This window comes from Photorhabdus akhurstii (assembly GCF_019090985.1).
GTDB lineage: Bacteria > Pseudomonadota > Gammaproteobacteria > Enterobacterales > Enterobacteriaceae > Photorhabdus > Photorhabdus akhurstii.
Genome location: NZ_CP020335.1, coordinates 4,110,128 through 4,126,390, shown reverse-complemented (window position 1 = coordinate 4,126,390; position 16,263 = coordinate 4,110,128). Strand labels below are relative to the sequence as shown.

The 16,263-nt window shown below is 39.5% G+C and carries 15 protein-coding genes; 8 read left to right on the top strand and 7 right to left on the bottom strand.

Annotation, left to right across the window (positions count from 1 at the left end):
• The first annotated feature begins 41 nt into the window (after positions 1–41).
• Positions 42–854 (top strand): energy transducer TonB, encoded by an 813-nt coding sequence (locus B0X70_RS17615; protein ID WP_217469966.1) that lies wholly within the window; start codon positions 42–44, stop codon positions 852–854.
• Positions 855–924: 70 nt separating this feature from the next.
• On the opposite strand, the gene B0X70_RS17610 is transcribed toward B0X70_RS17615, so the two are convergent.
• Positions 925–1,380 (bottom strand): acetyltransferase, encoded by a 456-nt coding sequence (locus B0X70_RS17610; protein ID WP_105396826.1) that lies wholly within the window; start codon positions 1,378–1,380, stop codon positions 925–927.
• A gap of 427 nt (positions 1,381–1,807) precedes the next feature.
• Between B0X70_RS17610 and B0X70_RS17605 the strand changes: the two genes are divergently transcribed.
• Positions 1,808–3,712, top strand: coding sequence for an autotransporter outer membrane beta-barrel domain-containing protein (locus tag B0X70_RS17605; RefSeq protein ID WP_217469965.1), 1,905 nt, complete (start codon positions 1,808–1,810; stop codon positions 3,710–3,712).
• 126 nt (positions 3,713–3,838) lie between these two features.
• Here B0X70_RS17605 and B0X70_RS17600 read toward each other — a convergent pair whose 3' ends face one another.
• Both B0X70_RS17600 and B0X70_RS17595 read right to left on the bottom strand, forming a co-directional pair.
• Complete coding sequence (locus B0X70_RS17600; RefSeq protein WP_036810591.1) at positions 3,839–4,294, bottom strand: GNAT family N-acetyltransferase; 456 nt, start codon at positions 4,292–4,294, stop codon at positions 3,839–3,841.
• 205 nt (positions 4,295–4,499) lie between these two features.
• A complete protein-coding gene (locus B0X70_RS17595; protein WP_217469964.1) occupies positions 4,500–4,775 on the bottom strand; it encodes a FaeA/PapI family transcriptional regulator in 276 nt (91 codons plus the stop codon).
• Between the two features lie 1,652 nt (positions 4,776–6,427).
• On the opposite strand from B0X70_RS17595, the gene B0X70_RS17590 reads away from it, so the two are divergent.
• The 5 genes from B0X70_RS17590 (at position 6,428) to B0X70_RS17570 (ending at position 10,377) form a co-directional block, all read left to right on the top strand.
• Positions 6,428–6,916, top strand: a complete 489-nt coding sequence (locus tag B0X70_RS17590; RefSeq protein ID WP_229001700.1) for a bactofilin family protein — start codon at positions 6,428–6,430, stop codon at positions 6,914–6,916.
• Between the two features lie 330 nt (positions 6,917–7,246).
• Positions 7,247–7,783, top strand: coding sequence for a GNAT family N-acetyltransferase (locus B0X70_RS17585; RefSeq protein WP_105398475.1), 537 nt, complete (start codon positions 7,247–7,249; stop codon positions 7,781–7,783).
• 79 nt (positions 7,784–7,862) lie between these two features.
• On the top strand, positions 7,863–8,351 hold the full coding sequence (locus B0X70_RS17580; RefSeq protein WP_036810582.1) for a YhfG family protein: 489 nt from the start codon (positions 7,863–7,865) through the stop codon (positions 8,349–8,351).
• Between the two features lie 2 nt (positions 8,352–8,353).
• Positions 8,354–8,941 (top strand): putative adenosine monophosphate-protein transferase Fic, encoded by a 588-nt coding sequence (locus B0X70_RS17575; RefSeq protein WP_217469963.1) that lies wholly within the window; start codon positions 8,354–8,356, stop codon positions 8,939–8,941.
• A gap of 1,148 nt (positions 8,942–10,089) precedes the next feature.
• On the top strand, positions 10,090–10,377 hold the full coding sequence (locus tag B0X70_RS17570) for a gp53-like domain-containing protein (protein ID WP_036777560.1): 288 nt from the start codon (positions 10,090–10,092) through the stop codon (positions 10,375–10,377).
• 223 nt (positions 10,378–10,600) lie between these two features.
• Here B0X70_RS17570 and B0X70_RS17565 read toward each other — a convergent pair whose 3' ends face one another.
• Both B0X70_RS17565 and B0X70_RS17560 read right to left on the bottom strand, forming a co-directional pair.
• Entirely contained in the window at positions 10,601–10,855 is a 255-nt protein-coding gene (locus B0X70_RS17565) for a YceK/YidQ family lipoprotein (protein WP_214039273.1), read from the bottom strand.
• A gap of 440 nt (positions 10,856–11,295) precedes the next feature.
• Positions 11,296–11,790: a DUF2938 domain-containing protein gene (locus B0X70_RS17560; RefSeq protein ID WP_217469962.1), complete on the bottom strand. Its 495-nt coding sequence runs from the start codon at positions 11,788–11,790 to the stop codon at positions 11,296–11,298.
• Positions 11,791–11,864: 74 nt separating this feature from the next.
• Here B0X70_RS17560 and B0X70_RS17555 point away from each other — a divergent pair, with 74 nt between their 5' ends.
• A complete protein-coding gene (locus B0X70_RS17555; protein ID WP_105398470.1) occupies positions 11,865–12,278 on the top strand; it encodes a helix-turn-helix domain-containing protein in 414 nt (137 codons plus the stop codon).
• Positions 12,279–12,742: 464 nt separating this feature from the next.
• Here B0X70_RS17555 and B0X70_RS17550 read toward each other — a convergent pair whose 3' ends face one another.
• Together B0X70_RS17550 and B0X70_RS17545 are read right to left on the bottom strand one after the other, a co-directional pair.
• The gene (locus B0X70_RS17550; protein ID WP_217469960.1) at positions 12,743–14,950 is read right to left on the bottom strand and encodes a DEAD/DEAH box helicase; all 2,208 of its coding nucleotides are present in this window, start codon (positions 14,948–14,950) and stop codon (positions 12,743–12,745) included.
• Positions 14,947–16,263: an ATP-binding protein gene (locus tag B0X70_RS17545; protein ID WP_036810570.1), complete on the bottom strand. Its 1,317-nt coding sequence runs from the start codon at positions 16,261–16,263 to the stop codon at positions 14,947–14,949. Before B0X70_RS17545 ends, B0X70_RS17550 begins: the two co-directional genes overlap by 4 nt.

Below are 16,263 nucleotides of genomic sequence, written 5' to 3'. Positions count from 1 at the left end.
GCAATCTCCACAGATAACGAACGGAAAGATGGCTTGAAGTTATGATAAAAAATCGTTTTTATATTGGCTTGTTTGCTTCCTTACTGTTACACGTGGGTATTGTTGGGCTTATGGCGCGGCATTTACTGCGTGATGACAGTGCGAATAATCAATCAGTGAATTCGCCAATAATCAGTATGTCAATAGAAATGGTTGCTTCGGCAGCATCGGCCGGACAGGAACAACCTGTAGAACCGGAACCTATTCCGCCCCCGTTACCGCCAGAGATAGTGGTAGCGGAATCACCACATGAGGCAAAAATAGTACTCAATAAGCCAGCGGATAAGCCACGGAAACAGGAACGCCCGGAAAAACGTACGGATGCTAAACCGAAGAACAAGCCTCAGCCACAGAAGGAACCGGTAGAAGATCCTCAACCAAAACTGGCAGAGCGTGGGCGTAAACAGGAAGCAGAGCAAAATCAGCCAGAGCAAACGGAAGGCAGCGCTCAATTAGCGGGGAGAGATGCTGCGGATTCACAAGCTGGCGCCCGTCAGGCGACGACCAGTCAACCAATGACTGGCGTGGGAGCTGATGAGTTACAAAGCTATCAGGCTGCCTTGCGTCGTGAGATTGAAAAACATAAACGCTATCCGCGTCGGGCTAAGAAGATGAAGCAGCAAGGGATAGTTCAGGTCAGGTTTAGCTTGCTGGATAGCGGCGATTTGGCGAATCACCAATTAGTGCAGAGTTCAGGCGCTGATGAATTGGATCGCGCTGCCCTTGCGGCGATCCAGCAAGCTCGGTCGGTAGGGCTGAAACCGGCCGGTTTGCCAAGGGAGTTGACTTTAGCGATAGAGTTTAATTTGAAATAAATATAGGTTTGGGCAGCGAAGAGATTGTCGCTGCTTCGATAATAGTAACGTTATGTGAGGAAAGTGTGAGTTAGGTGGCTTCGGCGTTCGGCCGTTCAATTCGCATATGTAATAACGGAAATGGATTACCTTGACCGTCAATTTCTGAGCGGTTGAAAACTTCAAACCCCAAGTGCTGATAGAACCCCACTCCTTGAGTATTTTGTTCATTAACATCAAGTTCATTGATACCTAATTCGCTAATAGCAAAATTCAGCAACGCTTTGCCGATGCCTTTACCTCGGGAATCCGGGGATATGAATAGCATTTCAACTCGATGCTGATCAACACTAATAAAACCCTCAATTTCGTGTTTGTCATTTATCGCTTTATAAACAGTCAGCGCTGGTAAATAAGTATGCAGAATTAATGGGCGCAATTCATTAATCTGTTCGCCAGATAAAAAGTCATGTGTTGCTCGTACCGAGGCTTCCCAGATTTCGATCAGCTTATTGAAATCGGCCTTTATTGCTTGCTGAATTCTCATATTCATTCTTCTTAATATTTTACTTTGCTAAACCGATGATGAATTAACACTATCACGTTTATTGTGATGGATCGATTCAGATATTAATTAGATTTAGCCATTATTCTTATCAGAATCTTCTTCTGTCTGTTTTGTGATCTATTTCATGAAACAAAGGAGAGAATTCAATCTATTTGGTCTAATATTACTTCTTATAGATAGTTGAATTTTAACCGATTTGATTAATTGAACAATCAAGCAGCACTACACTTTAAAATCTAAAAAAACAATGCGGGATTCTCTCTGTTACTAACTATAATGAGGTATTGGCTAATCAAAAAAGGAATTGCGTCATATCTCATTAACGTAGTTTCTATTTGGATTGATCATTTCAGTTGAACGGCTAGTTCAATGATAAATATAAAATAACTTCTTGAGGATCATATTAATGAAAAGGGCATTTATATTTACACCAGGCATGTTAGCACTTTCGATAAGTGCAATTTCGAATGCACACACTTATGACCATCTATATGTTTTTGGTGATAGTTTGAGTGACAGTGGAAATGGAGGTCGATATACGACCGATGGTACAACCAGTGAGTTGTATAACGATCTTATTGCTCAACATTTAGGGACTAAACTGACCAATTCTAATAGTGGAGGGAATAATTACGCAGTAGGTGGAGCGACCGCTATTCCTAATTCTGGAAATAAAGATAACACTACTCAGGAGCAGGTAGGCCGTTATTTGGCAAGTCATGGTAATCGTGCTGATCCTAATGGTATGTATGTTCATTGGGTTGGTGGTAATGATATTGAGGCGGCATTGAGAGATCCAGGTAACGCACAAAAAATGATTGAGGATAGTGCGAAAGCCGCTGCATCCCAAGTGCATATGCTTCTCGATAAGGGGGCTGGATTAGTGATCGTGCCTACAGTTCCTGATGTTGGTATGACGCCGAAGATTTTGGAGCTTGTTATCTCTAAAGGAGCTACTTCTAAACAGATGAATGAAATTCATGTGATAGTTAATAGCGGTCCCACAATTGATAGAGATACTCGCCTTCAAATTATCGACGGTATTTTTAAAAAGATGGCGTCAATAGTTTCAAAGGACGATGCCAAAAAAGCTAAGGATAGTTATAAGCAATTAAGTAGCAACGCTTCAGCATTGGTTGACAGCTATAATAAATTAGAAGATATCGCACTGAGTCAGGATGGCGGCAATATTGTTCGGGTTGATGTTAATGCACTTTTACATGAGGTTATTGATAATCCTTTACGTTACGGTTTTTCCAATACTGTAGGTTATGCCTGTGCTCAGGGTATTGAAGCTAAATCCTGTCATGCCAATGATACCGGTTTTAATACCAGTCAAATCTTTTTATTTGCTGATAATTTTCATCCGACTCCAACCGCGCAACGTATGGTTGGTCAGTACACTATTTCAATCCTTAATGCTCCACATCAGGTTATGTCACTGACGAATACCAACAATGTACCGGTGAAGGGGGCGCTTGCTTCTCTTGACAACCGTTTGCAGCAGCTACGCAGCGTAGGTAACCAGCAGGATAAAATAGGCGTATTCGGTGGTTATAGCGGTAATCACAACAGCACATTGACACTGGGTAGTGACTATCAACTCACGGATAATATTCTGTTAGGGGGAATGATCTCGCGTTATCAGGATAAGCGCTCAGTTAATCATTTCCGCGCTGATGGTCGTGGTTATGTATTCACCACTTATGGCTTATGGCGTTACTACGATAAAGGTTGGATTAGCGGCGATCTTCACTATTTGGACATGAAATATGAGGATATTACGCGCAGTATCGTGCTCAATGAGTGGTTGCGCAAGGAGCATGCTTCGACTACCGGTCATCAGTGGGGAGGACGCATTACAGCAGGTTGGGATATTCCGCTGACATCTACGGTTATGACCAGCCCGATTATCCAGTACGCTTGGGATAAGAGTTATGTTAAAGGTTATCGTGAATCAGGTAATAGCAGTACGGCTATGCATTTCGGTGATCAACGTTACGATTCTCAGGTCGGAACATTAGGCTGGCGTCTGGACACTAATTTTGGTCGTTTTAACCCCTATGCTGAGGTTCGATTTAACCACCAATTTGGCGATAGGCGCTATCAGATTAGTAGTGCCACTAACTCAACTCAGACATCTTTCGTTAGTAAAAGCCAAAAGCAGGACACTAACTGGCGTGAATATGTTATCGGCATGAATGCTGCTATGACAAAAGATTGGGGCGCTTTTGCGTCAATATCACGTAATGATGGTGATGTTCAGAATCACACTTATGCTTTCAGCTTAGGTGTTAATGCCAGTTTCTAATTTCTGGTTAAAAGATACAAGTTGATAAAACAGTAGCTTCCTGTTTATCGCAATAGTGTGGCTATTGTCGTAGTAATGCCCGACTACCTTGTCGGGCATTTTTCATGACTAATTGATATGGTTGCTTTATCTCTTAGATTGCTTATAAATATCTGGTCGAACAAGTTGCCAAACAAAGTTTTCTTCGTTTACCGGGGAATAACCCATTTTTTCATATAGCCACGGCGCCATAGAAGTGACCAGCATAATATGACGAAGTTGTGCTATTTGGGGATGTTCCAGGCAACATGTCATTAGCCAACGTCCTAATCCCAATCCGCGATAATCGTCCAAAACAAAAACATCAATAAGATAACCAAAGGTTGTGAAGTCAGTCACGATACGAGCAAATCCTATTTGCTGAGTATTTTTATACAGACCAAAGTTCAAGCTATTTTCGATCGACAACTTAACCGTCTCCTTGTCGATTCCTTCTGCCCAAATCGATTTCGTCAGAAACCGCTGTATGATCGTAATATCTAATTTATTCTTATCTGTAGAGACAACATATCCATCCTTTTCCCAACGATGCAATTTTTCCATTCTGACTTCCTCTGAAATAAAATGATAATAATTGATTATGATATCTCTGCGCTTGAATGCGTTGTTGAGACTTTTGTAATGGGAAGAATACAGTGATTTGAATGAATAACGCCATAGGGCCGTATGTTGTCTTATCAAGTTTTCGACTATATAGACAGGCCCTACTGTACAGAACAGACATCCATTTCTTCATATTTGCTTGACATTAGACAGACTTAATTTTGTCTTCCGGTATATACCATCGGAGAGAATTCTTAATGGGAGACGGAGTGACCATAACTAATCCTTTGTTAGCCAGTTTCAATAACAGATAACGCGCCTTGTAGATGGTGAAATCGCATTGTTCTGCTACATCACGCGTGCTAGGCCATGATTCTGGTGGGGGAGCCGCTTGCATTTTCCGAATAGTGCATAATTCGGATATGACATTGAGTACTTGATCCGTCTGGGAAGGTTGAATCGAATCTTTCCGGTTTTCCATATTAACTCCAGGCTTTATTGAACCCAGTTGGATATCTTGAGCAATTCGGATAATCCAACGGTTAATTTCAACACATGAGGGCAATCTGAACGCTCTATTCAGACATAAAGAATTTCCGAGTCTATATCCTGTTTTGTCAAGGTTGGTTTTTGTACGATGCAGGTCAATTATATCGAAAAATTAAAATTTTAGATCTTTTAATTTGAAAAACAAACTTCATAAAGTATTTTATACTTATATAGATATAATTTGCGACACTATAGATCGCAAATGATCGTATTGAAATGTTATCTAAGTATTTTGTTGTGAAATTATTTGAATTTGTATTTTTTGTTTTTATTAATTGAATTATTCTGTAATACTTGAAAGGTCGATAAGGTCATTGTTCATATGTAAATATTTTTTATGATTTATTCCTTGTGTTAAATTTTTTCTAATCCTCATAAGGTTAAAATAGGATTGACAATGAAATTATTTATTTAAAATATTTTGTTGTTTTATGCTGATGTTAATCGTTATTAGATAATCGTAATAATTGGAAATGAAACTGAATAAAATTATAATAGCGACCATATTAATATTGGGTATTGTGTCTATTATAAATAAAGCCGATCGAAGTTATATCACAGTGACCTTTAATGGCGCTATTATTGCTGTGCCTTATTCTAACGCTAAGAATCTTCTTGGTAAGACTATCAACCCGGGGGGAGTTTCCAACGTGATATTGAAAAAGGCGAGGGTTTCAACTCATAATAATCTTGATAACCGTTTGGTAAATTGCAGATTACAGCCAGTAGTTCATCAGTTATTATCCCGGGCAACATTGAAAATATTGCTGGCTTTACCTTGGGTGACTAACAAGACTGATAAATCTCCGAAATTGTGTCAGCGGAAGAAACTTCATATATTTAGATTAATGATAAATTTTACTTTTTAATGGCTATTTCTTGGTTATGGGACAGATGAAATCTGATTATTTTCAATAAAATTTTGATGCTTAAGTGATCCCTACTATATAATTCTTATTTTATTATATCTCCCAATATTGAATTATTTATTGATAAAAATAATTGATTTATCTGATATTACATTGTGTTTTTTTTCGTGCAATAACATTGATATTTTCAATGAATTAATTTTTTTGTATAAATAAGTAATATGTTTGTTATATCAATATCAGGAGATATTAATTGAGAAAGATGCTTATAATACGTCATTTGTAAATAAAATTAAACATTAATAAAGTGACTTTATTGTTGATTTATGTTAACAATTATAGAAATAAGGCTTCTACTTTAATGTTAATTTTTCCTTGTTAATTGTTATCGAAGAATGAATATAGGCTTTAACCGTTTAATAACGTTGTAAATACCTGCTTTCCTTTAGTATTGATTGTTATCTGTTCTGTTAAAATAGTGATTTTGGTTTTGTATTTTCTAACGAAAAAAGCATGAAAAATAACAAAAACGTGAACAAACATGGCAAAACATCGTTTTTCGGACAACATTTTTTTGAGCTGTATATGGATCATGTGGAGCATTGCTCTGGGATTCTATCTGGCTGGTAATCTTTTGGGCTGTGCAGTGACAGCGATTCTCTCTTTTTTGGCGCTAATATTTTGCTTTATTCACATGAGGTCGAGATTAAAAACTATGTTTGGAAAAAAATCAGAGGCAGCGGCTGTTGAACCCATGTCTCAATTTGTTGATGATAAAAAGAACGCCAGTGCGGAAGCTCGCCGTTGTACTATTGTTGCTAAAAGCTCGGTATTTAAGGGTGATATTGATGTAGAAGGTGATATACAGATCTGGGGCAAAGTGATTGGCAATATCCGAGTGAAAGAGGGTGCGATCCGTATTATGCACGCTGGACGGGTTGAAGGTGAACTTAGTGCGCCGGAAATCATTATTGATGGTAATGTTGAAGGGACTTGTTGTGCAGCGACGTTGGATATTCTTGAACATGGCGAGCTGCGTGGGATCAGTCGTTGCAGCAGTATGTCTATCAAGCGTGGAGGCTTGTTTTTTGGACAATCGGAACAGGTTGAAAACAAAACTGCGTCTGAACGTGTTGTACCGATGATAAAAGATACCAATAATGATAAATCTAAAGATAAGGCCACGGTAAAAACAAGTGCCTGATAAAACAGGCCCGTGTGATATCTGATTCAGATCCTGCCGGCACGGGCCTTTCCTTTTAGTTTCTAACGAGTTGTTCTATACCCAATGGATTTCAAGATGGATCGCGACGGCAAGGGGGCGAATCCCCGGGAGCATAGATAACTATGTGACCGGGGTGAGAGAGTGCAGCCAACAACGAGGCAACTTGAAAGGTGACGGGTATATTTCCTCTTTAGTTTTGTTTACTATAACAATCTACCTATTTAACTGTTTTAATTACTCTGATTAAAGTATGTGGTTTGTCGCATGGTAGGTATCCTGTTTATTAATTAATATTGGGAAGAGAAGAATATGACTGTGGTGTTGGAAACAGATAGATTAATCATGCGTGCATGGAGAGAAGAAGACAGATTACCATTTTGCCATTTGAATAATAACGCAGAAGTCATGGAATATTTTCCTGCCGCTTTGACGGCTGAACAAAGTAATACGATGGTGGATACGATTATCCAGAGATTTGAGCAACAGAGAGGTTGGGGATTATGGGCTGTGGAGCTGAAAGAAACCGGGGATTTTATTGGTTTTGTCGGTTTGAATATTCCTGTGGCGGAATTACCATTTTCACCTTGTGTTGAAATTGGATGGCGTCTTGACAAACCATTTTGGGGTAAAGGTTATGCCAGTGAAGCCGCACGTAAAGCTTTGGATTTTGCTTTCACTCAATTAAAACTTGAGGAAATAGTTGCATTTACGGCAATTTCTAATTTGCGATCTCAAAAAGTTATGGAGCGGCTTGGTATGGTGAAAGATGAAAATACTTTTTTACATCCTTTATTACCGGATGGGCACCCGCTTCATGAACATGTGCTTTACCGGATTCGTCAATAATAGCGCGATTCTCTTTTCTGGTTTTCGTTACTTTGATGTTTTATACTATCGTTGCATAGATTGTATCTTGGAAATTCAAATGAAATATGAATTAGCTGTTATGGCGGCCTTGACGAAGTTAAATCATCCTAACACGCGTTCAATTGTAGAAGCGACAGGGATATCTGAACGTAAGGTACAACAGGTCTTGCAAATATTGCAACAAGACTTAGAAGTAAAAATTAATCGTATTAGGGATGGGAAGGTCAGTTATTTTGAAGTTATTTCTTGGGGGATATTTGAAAGCGGTCAGGCGATTAACTGTAAATTGAGCGATTTGGACCTGGCTAAATTTAAATATTCCCGTCAGCAAGAGAAAGGTATTAGAAACCAAAAGAATAGAAAAACAATAATGACAACTTATGATGAAAAAAAACATTATTTTGACAATGTAAAATTAAAAAACTATAGAGACAGTATGCGTCTTGAAGGAATGAATATTGTTATGAATAGTTTGCCTGAAACGTCGAAAGAGCAAAAAAATCTTAAAGATAAACTCATTAGAAAGTATAGTTTACAATTGAGGTAATTATGGTAGATAAATATGGAGCAGGGCAAGATCCCTACACATATCCGGGTATCGACACACTTATTAATAAATTAGGTATTCGTGATTCTGTTGTGCTTGAACAGGCAGAAAGGGAACTCACTGAACTTGCTATATTGAATATTTCGTTCAAGGAACCACCTTACGATTTGCTCTTTTGGCGTCGACTCCATAAACAGATATTTTCTGATTTGTATGATTGGGCTGGTCAGCTAAGGATAATTGATATATCTAAAGGGGATACCCGTTTCTGTCATGCTAAATGTATTGAGATGGAAGGGAATAGGATATTTGATATGTTAGAGAATGAAAACTATCTTGTGGGATTAAATTATCAGGAGCTTATTAAAAAACTTGCTGAATATTATGCGGAATTAAATGTGATTCATCCTTTTAGAGAGGGAAATGGGCGAACCCAGCGGCTGTTATTTGAATATATTGTTATAAACTGTGGCTATAAAATCTCTTTTGAATCTATAAATGTTAAGCAATGGATTGACGCTAATATTTCTGCTTATCAATGTAACTATCGGCCATTAATAAGAATTTTCGCAGATTGTGTTTCTATTTGATATTTTTGGCTATTTTATTGATTATTTATAAGTATGGATTTAAGAAATAATAAACTTAAATAGGCATAAAAATAGCTTTAATTATGGACTTATGTTAGTTGCTATTAGATTATATCTTATAACGAAATTTTCTCATCTAAAATAGCTCCCTATAGATAATTTTATATTTTATTCTATTTAATAATTGTGCAAATCACTTAATTTGGATTAGATTTATTTAGTGTGCTGGACGATTAGAATAATTGAACTGTGTAAAGATATATCATTATGAATAAGAGTAATAACCACATGATAAAGTGACAAGAATAAAATTATTCCTGTCACTTTTGCTTGCTATTGGTTGATTTAAAAGCAAGCCATTGAGAAAAAAATACTATAAAGAGCTATCGGTCCGCATATTTGAGTACATTTGATCAGTGGCTTATCGCTTTGCAAACAGATAGTTGCGAACACCGGATTGGAGGAGAAAGTGGTAATACTTAACGCTAAAAGGCAAGCTGATAACTTCTTCATCGTTGGTACCTCATTCAGGGGTTTATTGGAGTCAAATAATTTATCTGAGTTACTAATTATTGTTCAATAAAAGGTAATAAGTTCCCTTTTCGTATAATTTTTTATTGTCTTGTTGAAAATCTGTTGAAGTAGTGTTGTGGTTTTGTAGCAAAAAATGGGAAAATAATTGCTATTAATTAATTATAATTAATAATTCAATACTGGTTTATTGATGTTTTGTATTTAAATATATTGTTTTTACTATTTTTTTGTATGGCAATACATTCATTTCATATTGATATTGTGAAAATACGATAAATTTTTCTTGTTTATACTACTGCGCCCATATTTATGTGACAGGTACATGGGACATCACGCAGGGAAAACGATAGGATGTGGGAAGGTAGCTTCCTAATATTATTAATAAATAGCTTTGTATATTTTTTGTCTTCAAAATTATTTATTAATATTAATTACTCCGTAATGGTTAATCACTATTAGCGATAAAAATAATTCATCATACTTCATTTAATAACTACTATAGTTAAAGTGTATTATCAATGCATGATTTATGAAATTAAATCTATTGCATTAAATGATTTAGTCGGTAGATCTCTTTTGAAGAAAAGATTAATTATTAATACTAAGGAGAACCCATGAGTAATCTCATTCAAAACACCGCCTTAAGAGCTGCAAACGGTTGGTGGAAATGTGGCGATACCGGAATAATTTATCAGTGGGGGTATAATCCGAATGGGGGAGCTGGAAGAATTACAGTAACATATCCAATACCTTTTCCCAATGTATGCTTATCTATGCAAGTTAGTGTCTATGCCAATGGGGTTCCTTCGGATAACTATTCAGTAGTTTATGGATTTAATTCTACCAATGCTACAATTGGGCGTGACCAATTAGGCTCATATTGGTTTGCAATAGGATATTAATTAATACGTTATTACAGGGGGGAATTAATATACTCTAGCCTTGGAGTTGAAGAAAAATTATATTGAAAGCTACTTAATGAACTGCTTCCATAATCTTGGATATCAATCTATACATCGGGAGCAGTTTTTGTAGAATGTTCGTTGGGAATTAAATTAACCATTGTCTGTTATTATCCGGTTTAGCTTATTTTATCGGGTGTTGGCTAATATAATTTAGCATAGTTTAAAGGTGTGTTTTTTTGCATATTTCATCAGTATATAAACGATGAGTATCCCACGGAAGTATAAGTGTATCTGTGATTATCGAGAATGGAAGGTCTATCAGGCTTGAAAATGGGTAGCCTTCCTTAATACCTTGTATATCAAATTGAGTTGCTGGGTAGACTTTGCATTCATAGCCGTGAGTTACACGAGAGCCAAAAGTTCCACATCCTGTTAAAATAGCTGAGATTAAGACAACTCCAATAGGTTTTAGCATTGGTAATACTCCTAATATAATTGAGTCAATATATTGAATAGTAACATCCCGATTTCAAATTGAAAATACAAGATTAACAGATTCATCTTGACCAGTTTGATTCATTACAGCATTGAAATATAAATATAACTAAAGTTAAAGGATAATTATTGCAAAAAGCAATTGATGATGCATTTGAATTATGTATCAATTCCATAACATTATTATTGTCATTGACGAATGGTCAAAGTATCCAGAGATGAAGCTACTATGGTTGATGTTGATAAGTTTGAGAACATTGCCTATCAATAAGATTTTTAGCTTACAATATTAATTTCCTTCCGATCCCGTTAATCCTTTTTTAGGTCGTTAACGGGGTAACTGATTGATAATTTATTCTATTATGATTTTCATTGAAACGTCCTTTATATACATGAAAAATATAAAAACGTCAGGTGTCGTTATGATATTACCAGGTTTATAATTTTTGCTGTGAGATAAAGCCCTAATCCATAAGAAGTGTGAGTTAATAGGCTCATCGTTCGTGATTTCATGGGGACTGGGGTTTTTGACGCAGCCAGACCGAATCCAAATGCCGGCTGCATAATCAGAAATGGGACAAACAAACTTATCAAGCCAGCAAACAATCCTGTCGCTAGTGTGGGCTGATAAAACCAGCTCTGGCTAGATAAAATTAGCGGGATGAGGGCGAATAAAACACCGGTCAGATAGTGTATTACCCATCCTAAAGGTCTTTCTCCACAGATTGCGGGAGTGTTGGCTATAGTCTGGTGGAAAAATCGTTGTTTTCTCATCCATAAAAACCATCTGCCAATTAGAGCATAATCAAGAGATGGAATACTGAGCAGACGCCTTTGTATTAATGTCCAGATGTCCATACATATTGTCGCGCCGATACCAGTTATCAAGATTCGAAAAATAACGTCTGTGTTCATGTTCTATGCTCCGTCTGATCAGAGATGTTAAGCTGGCAAGCATTGTGCAACTTAAAGTTAGGTTTAAGTCAACTATGAAAGATCTTGATATTGGTTTGGTCGCTCAACTTGCTGGAATATCTCCTTCAGCATTGCGATTCTATGAGAAAAAAGGGCTGATACGTCCGATCGGACGTGTTGGTCTCAGAAGACAATACAGTCCTGATATTCTGAATAAACTTCAACTGATTGCGCTTGGCCGATCTGCGGGATTCACGCTTGACGATATTGCAGTCATGTTTGATGCAGACGGAAAAGGAAAAGTGAACATAGACAGAGAACGGTTACTGATTAAGGCAAGAGAGATAGATAAAACCATTCGCAAGCTCAGTTTAATACGTAATGGGTTGAAACATATCGCAAACTGTACTACCTCTGAGCATATGCAGTGCCCTGAATTTCAGAAAATCTTAGCTAAAGCCCAATTTCTGTCGCGTTTTGAAGTGTAACTCCTTTACAAGCCATTCAGAGGTAGCTAACGAAACATCTTCTGGTGTGGGTTTAGCTTATTCTCCGAAAAGATCTTTTTTCTATTTACTGTGTATCTTTATTTTCATAAAGATACACAGTAAGTAAATGATGAAGGGTGAACAATAGATTGTTTACCCTTCAAGATAGTTTGAATATCTATGGGATTGAATTTCATCGCCATTCATTATTGCGTAATGATATTTATTATCGAAAGTCTTAATGTCAACCTCTATTATATTTTTCACCGTTTCTAATAACTTGTTAGCATCATGCTAGCCTTTAAATCTCAGCGCTTGACCAAGTTTAGTTAATGTAAAGGGATATTATGTTAAATGTTAAGAGTGTTGGAGGTGCAAAGTAGCTATGTGATGATAATTTGTTCAGATTCGTTGACCCGAGCGGATGTGTGAGAGTTATATAATCTCTTTAGGCAACTAATCTTTCATAGAGTCTTCTGGATTTGTTTTTGTATCCACTGAGCAGTCCCTTCAACATCGAAAGCTCTTAATCCGTATCCCTGAGTGAGCAATGCTTCGGGTAGATATTGGTCATATTTCTCAAGGTATTTCTCTGGAACACTTTCGGCAAGACGAGTTTCGGATGGCAGACCTTCACGAAGCATGCTGGTTAACGCTTGTATAACCTCCGCCACAGTGGTCTTTTCAACCTCAATAACACCAGAAAACGCTCCAGCTTTGAAACCACGATGAATCAGCAATGCCGATAACGTGTTTACGATTCGATCTCCTAGCCAAGGGAAAATGCAAACATTCTGCCCTTGTTGAATAAGGCATTCTGATGCAAGGTTATTGCTACAGAAACTATACAGGCCTTCGTCAAAGAGATTTTTGGCAGCGGTATCGGCAAAGTCGGCTTTACGTTCACCAACTGTAATCCGGTAGTCGCCCTCCCGATAGATGGTGAGCATTTCCTGCCGGACGACATCATGTATGGACATGCCTTCACCGCCAAATAGAGGCGGCTGTCCTCCTTTCGTTGCTTCGACGTAAATCACCTTTTTATCGCTGTCGATATCAGTCACTTTCCAGCGTCGTCCACCGAAAATAATATGCTGTTCAGGTATTAATGGCGAATCCACAGGAATTGAACCTAACGTTTTATTGCCTGCGACAATACGAAACTCTTCAGGTGTGCGGAATACGGCATAGAAAGTGTACTGATTAACCTGTTGTTCGCCTTCAAGACCTAGTACTAACTCGCCGCTGGAGAGTTGTGTTAAAAAATTGTGTTCCCCCATATGCCGCAACAGCATTTTAAAATCATCAGTACTGATATTCTGAAACGGTCCGTGCTGGCAGAGATGCGACCAGAGCTGATCCACGCGCACGCCACCCCACTGCGCGACGATTGCCAGAATCTGATGAAACAGTGTGGAATAATGCATCTGTCGGGTATCGGCCGGTTCAAACCATTTGTTGCCGATGAGTAAACGTATCATTGCCAGCGATTGGACTAGCTGTAACCTCAGTTGATCAATAATGCCTGACGTCGGCGTCAGTTCATGTTCGGGAATCAACATTCTCAGCACTGCGGCAGAGCCGCGCCTGCCAGAACGCCCCATGCGCTGACGCAGGCTGGCAACAGAATGTGGCGCAGTGACCTGTACTACGGAACTGACTTTACCGATGTCGATGCCCAGTTCCAGCGTCATCGTACAGATGGCGGTGGTGGGCAGGTTGCCTTTCTGAAGCCGTTGCTCAAGTGTTTCGCGCAGATCTCTGGACAGGGAGCTATGGTGAGGAAAGAACTCGTTGGGAACGATGTTCGCTTCACTGAGATCGCTGAGCGTAGCGGCAATACTTTCGGTACGCTTACGGCTGTTGGCGAACACCAGATGGGAATCACCACGGCAGAATCGAAAAATATCGTGACAGATTTGTGTCTCTGCCGGAGGCAGCTGTTCTTTTCCGGTGGTTGATAACGGCTCTTGATAACCTTTTACTTGCAGTTGTAATGTGGCATGGCTCTGAGTGTCGGTGATGATATCGCAGGGCAGGCACTGATTCGACCGCAGGGATAATGGTACTTTTCCCAGCTCTCCCAGCGTCGCGCTTAACGCCACTCTGGGAGTCGGATTGTTCACCTTTCCCAGTAAATGATCGACCCGGTTCAGCAGAGAGAGGAGCTGCATACCTCGCTCAGAGCCGATGAAGGAGTGGAATTCATCAATGGCTATATAGGCAAGAGGCGCGAAAGCCTGTTTTAACCAGCCAGTGTTGCGGATCAGCATCGCTTCCAGCGACTCCGGGGTAATAAGCAGAATGCCGGAAGGATTTTTCTTTGCTTTTAGTTTTTTACTTTGTGCCACATCTCCGTGCCAGGGTGTGACAGACATCTCCAGTGTATCGCCCAGGCTTTCCAGTCGCCGGTGCTGATCGTTAATTAAAGCTTTAAGCGGGCTAATGTATAAAATACCGAAACCGTCCTGAATATCCGCGATAGCAGAGCAAGCGGGCAGGAAAAAGGCTTCCGTTTTACCCGCAGCGGTGGCGGCGCTGATCAGCACATCCCGATCCCCCGCTAATATCGGCGGGATCGCTTTTTTTTGCAGAGATCGGAGGTCAGCCCATCCCTGTCGATATATCCACTTCTGTATGCGTGGATCCAGCCGCTGGTATTCATTCATCATAATCTGAAATCGGCCAGACCGTCCTCGTCGGTATCATTTCCTGAAGATATTTCATCCATATCACAGGGTTTTTCTTCTGAGATAGCTACGCTGGTAATTAGTTGCGACCAGTGAATGTTCGGATTTTGTTCCAGCACGGCGAGCATATCTAGAAATGCTTTAATCGTATTTCGCGGTGTGCGGAAATAGGCATCGCCGATGGTATTACTACAATGGTGTAAAAATGCTGTCAGCGCATCATCGGGAACCAGATAGTTATCCGTTTTACCGCTAGCATAAACGTGACGAAGATTTTTCAACAGAATGTAGAGTTCTTCCGGCGTCAGGCTGGCTAAATGCAGAGAAGGGGATGAATAGTCAATCACTCCTGCTCGCTGGGCAAAGCTGTTTTCCGCCAGCCGCGACTGGAGAGCTTCGTAGCTGTATAACCCTTTACGCGGATCAAATAGGAACTCCGGTGTGCCGCCAAGCAGAAAACCAATATGCTCTGCCGTTCCTTGAAGGCAATCATTCAGGATACGCAGTATTTGCTCATAGTTAGCGACCCGGGCCTGTCTGTTATTGAGCTTGTACAGATTCACCATTTCATCCAGATTGACCAGCAGACCGGCATACCCGGCTTGGCGGACAAACAGGCTCATCAGCTTTAACGAATCGTAGAAAGAGGCGTCAGAAATAATGGCGCGTACGCCCAGATCGTTCCGTGCGTCGGTTTTTGTGGTGTATTCGCCTCGCAGCCAGCGAATAGCATTCGATTTTAAAACCTCATTATCCTGCTCATGACCCTGCCAGTAACACTCAATTACTTTAGCGAAATCATAACCGCCAACCATTTCGGACAGTGTGGTGAGTTTTTGATGAATAATGACCGGAACCGGTGTGTTTGTGCTTTCTGCTTTCTTTCGGGCTTCCGTAATAAAGCGCTCAACCACGCTTAGTAAAGCATTGCCATCCGGTTTATTTCGGGTGGATAAATTTTTCATCAGCTCAGAATAGAGGCTCCGCGCCTGCCCGCCTGAAGCATGGATACGGCGATCCGGAGACAAGTCGGCGCTTACCGTCACCAGTTTTTTTTCTAAAGCAATTGATCGAACGACGCTTAAAAAGAATGTTTTACCTGAACCATATTCCCCGATAATCAAACGGAATCCTGCACTGCCATTGGCGATGCGTTCGATATCCTGATACAACGCTTTTATCTCGTTGACCCGGCCGACCTGAATATGCTGAATACCTATTTTAGGTGTAACACCTGACTTCAGTGACTGAATAATAGCGTCTCTTTCTTTAAGACGGATGCGAATGCCAGACAT

What these genes read in the sequence shown, in the direction of transcription:
- B0X70_RS17560 (WP_217469962.1), bottom strand. Translation starts at nt 11,790, where the DNA reads ATGAACACAGACGTTATTTTTCGAATCTTGATAACTGGTATCGGCGCG.
- B0X70_RS17590 (WP_229001700.1), top strand. Translation starts at nt 6,428, where the DNA reads ATGTTTGGAAAAAAATCAGAGGCAGCGGCTGTTGAACCCATGTCTCAA.
- B0X70_RS17555 (WP_105398470.1), top strand. Translation starts at nt 11,865, where the DNA reads ATGAAAGATCTTGATATTGGTTTGGTCGCTCAACTTGCTGGAATATCT.
- B0X70_RS17575 (WP_217469963.1), top strand. Translation starts at nt 8,354, where the DNA reads ATGGTAGATAAATATGGAGCAGGGCAAGATCCCTACACATATCCGGGT.
- B0X70_RS17610 (WP_105396826.1), bottom strand. Translation starts at nt 1,380, where the DNA reads ATGAGAATTCAGCAAGCAATAAAGGCCGATTTCAATAAGCTGATCGAA.
- B0X70_RS17545 (WP_036810570.1), bottom strand. Translation starts at nt 16,263, where the DNA reads ATGTCTGGCATTCGCATCCGTCTTAAAGAAAGAGACGCTATTATTCAG.
- B0X70_RS17570 (WP_036777560.1), top strand. Translation starts at nt 10,090, where the DNA reads ATGAGTAATCTCATTCAAAACACCGCCTTAAGAGCTGCAAACGGTTGG.
- B0X70_RS17585 (WP_105398475.1), top strand. Translation starts at nt 7,247, where the DNA reads ATGACTGTGGTGTTGGAAACAGATAGATTAATCATGCGTGCATGGAGA.
- B0X70_RS17595 (WP_217469964.1), bottom strand. Translation starts at nt 4,775, where the DNA reads ATGGAAAACCGGAAAGATTCGATTCAACCTTCCCAGACGGATCAAGTA.
- B0X70_RS17600 (WP_036810591.1), bottom strand. Translation starts at nt 4,294, where the DNA reads ATGGAAAAATTGCATCGTTGGGAAAAGGATGGATATGTTGTCTCTACA.
- B0X70_RS17580 (WP_036810582.1), top strand. Translation starts at nt 7,863, where the DNA reads ATGAAATATGAATTAGCTGTTATGGCGGCCTTGACGAAGTTAAATCAT.
- B0X70_RS17550 (WP_217469960.1), bottom strand. Translation starts at nt 14,950, where the DNA reads ATGATGAATGAATACCAGCGGCTGGATCCACGCATACAGAAGTGGATA.
- B0X70_RS17565 (WP_214039273.1), bottom strand. Translation starts at nt 10,855, where the DNA reads ATGCTAAAACCTATTGGAGTTGTCTTAATCTCAGCTATTTTAACAGGA.
- B0X70_RS17605 (WP_217469965.1), top strand. Translation starts at nt 1,808, where the DNA reads ATGAAAAGGGCATTTATATTTACACCAGGCATGTTAGCACTTTCGATA.
- B0X70_RS17615 (WP_217469966.1), top strand. Translation starts at nt 42, where the DNA reads ATGATAAAAAATCGTTTTTATATTGGCTTGTTTGCTTCCTTACTGTTA.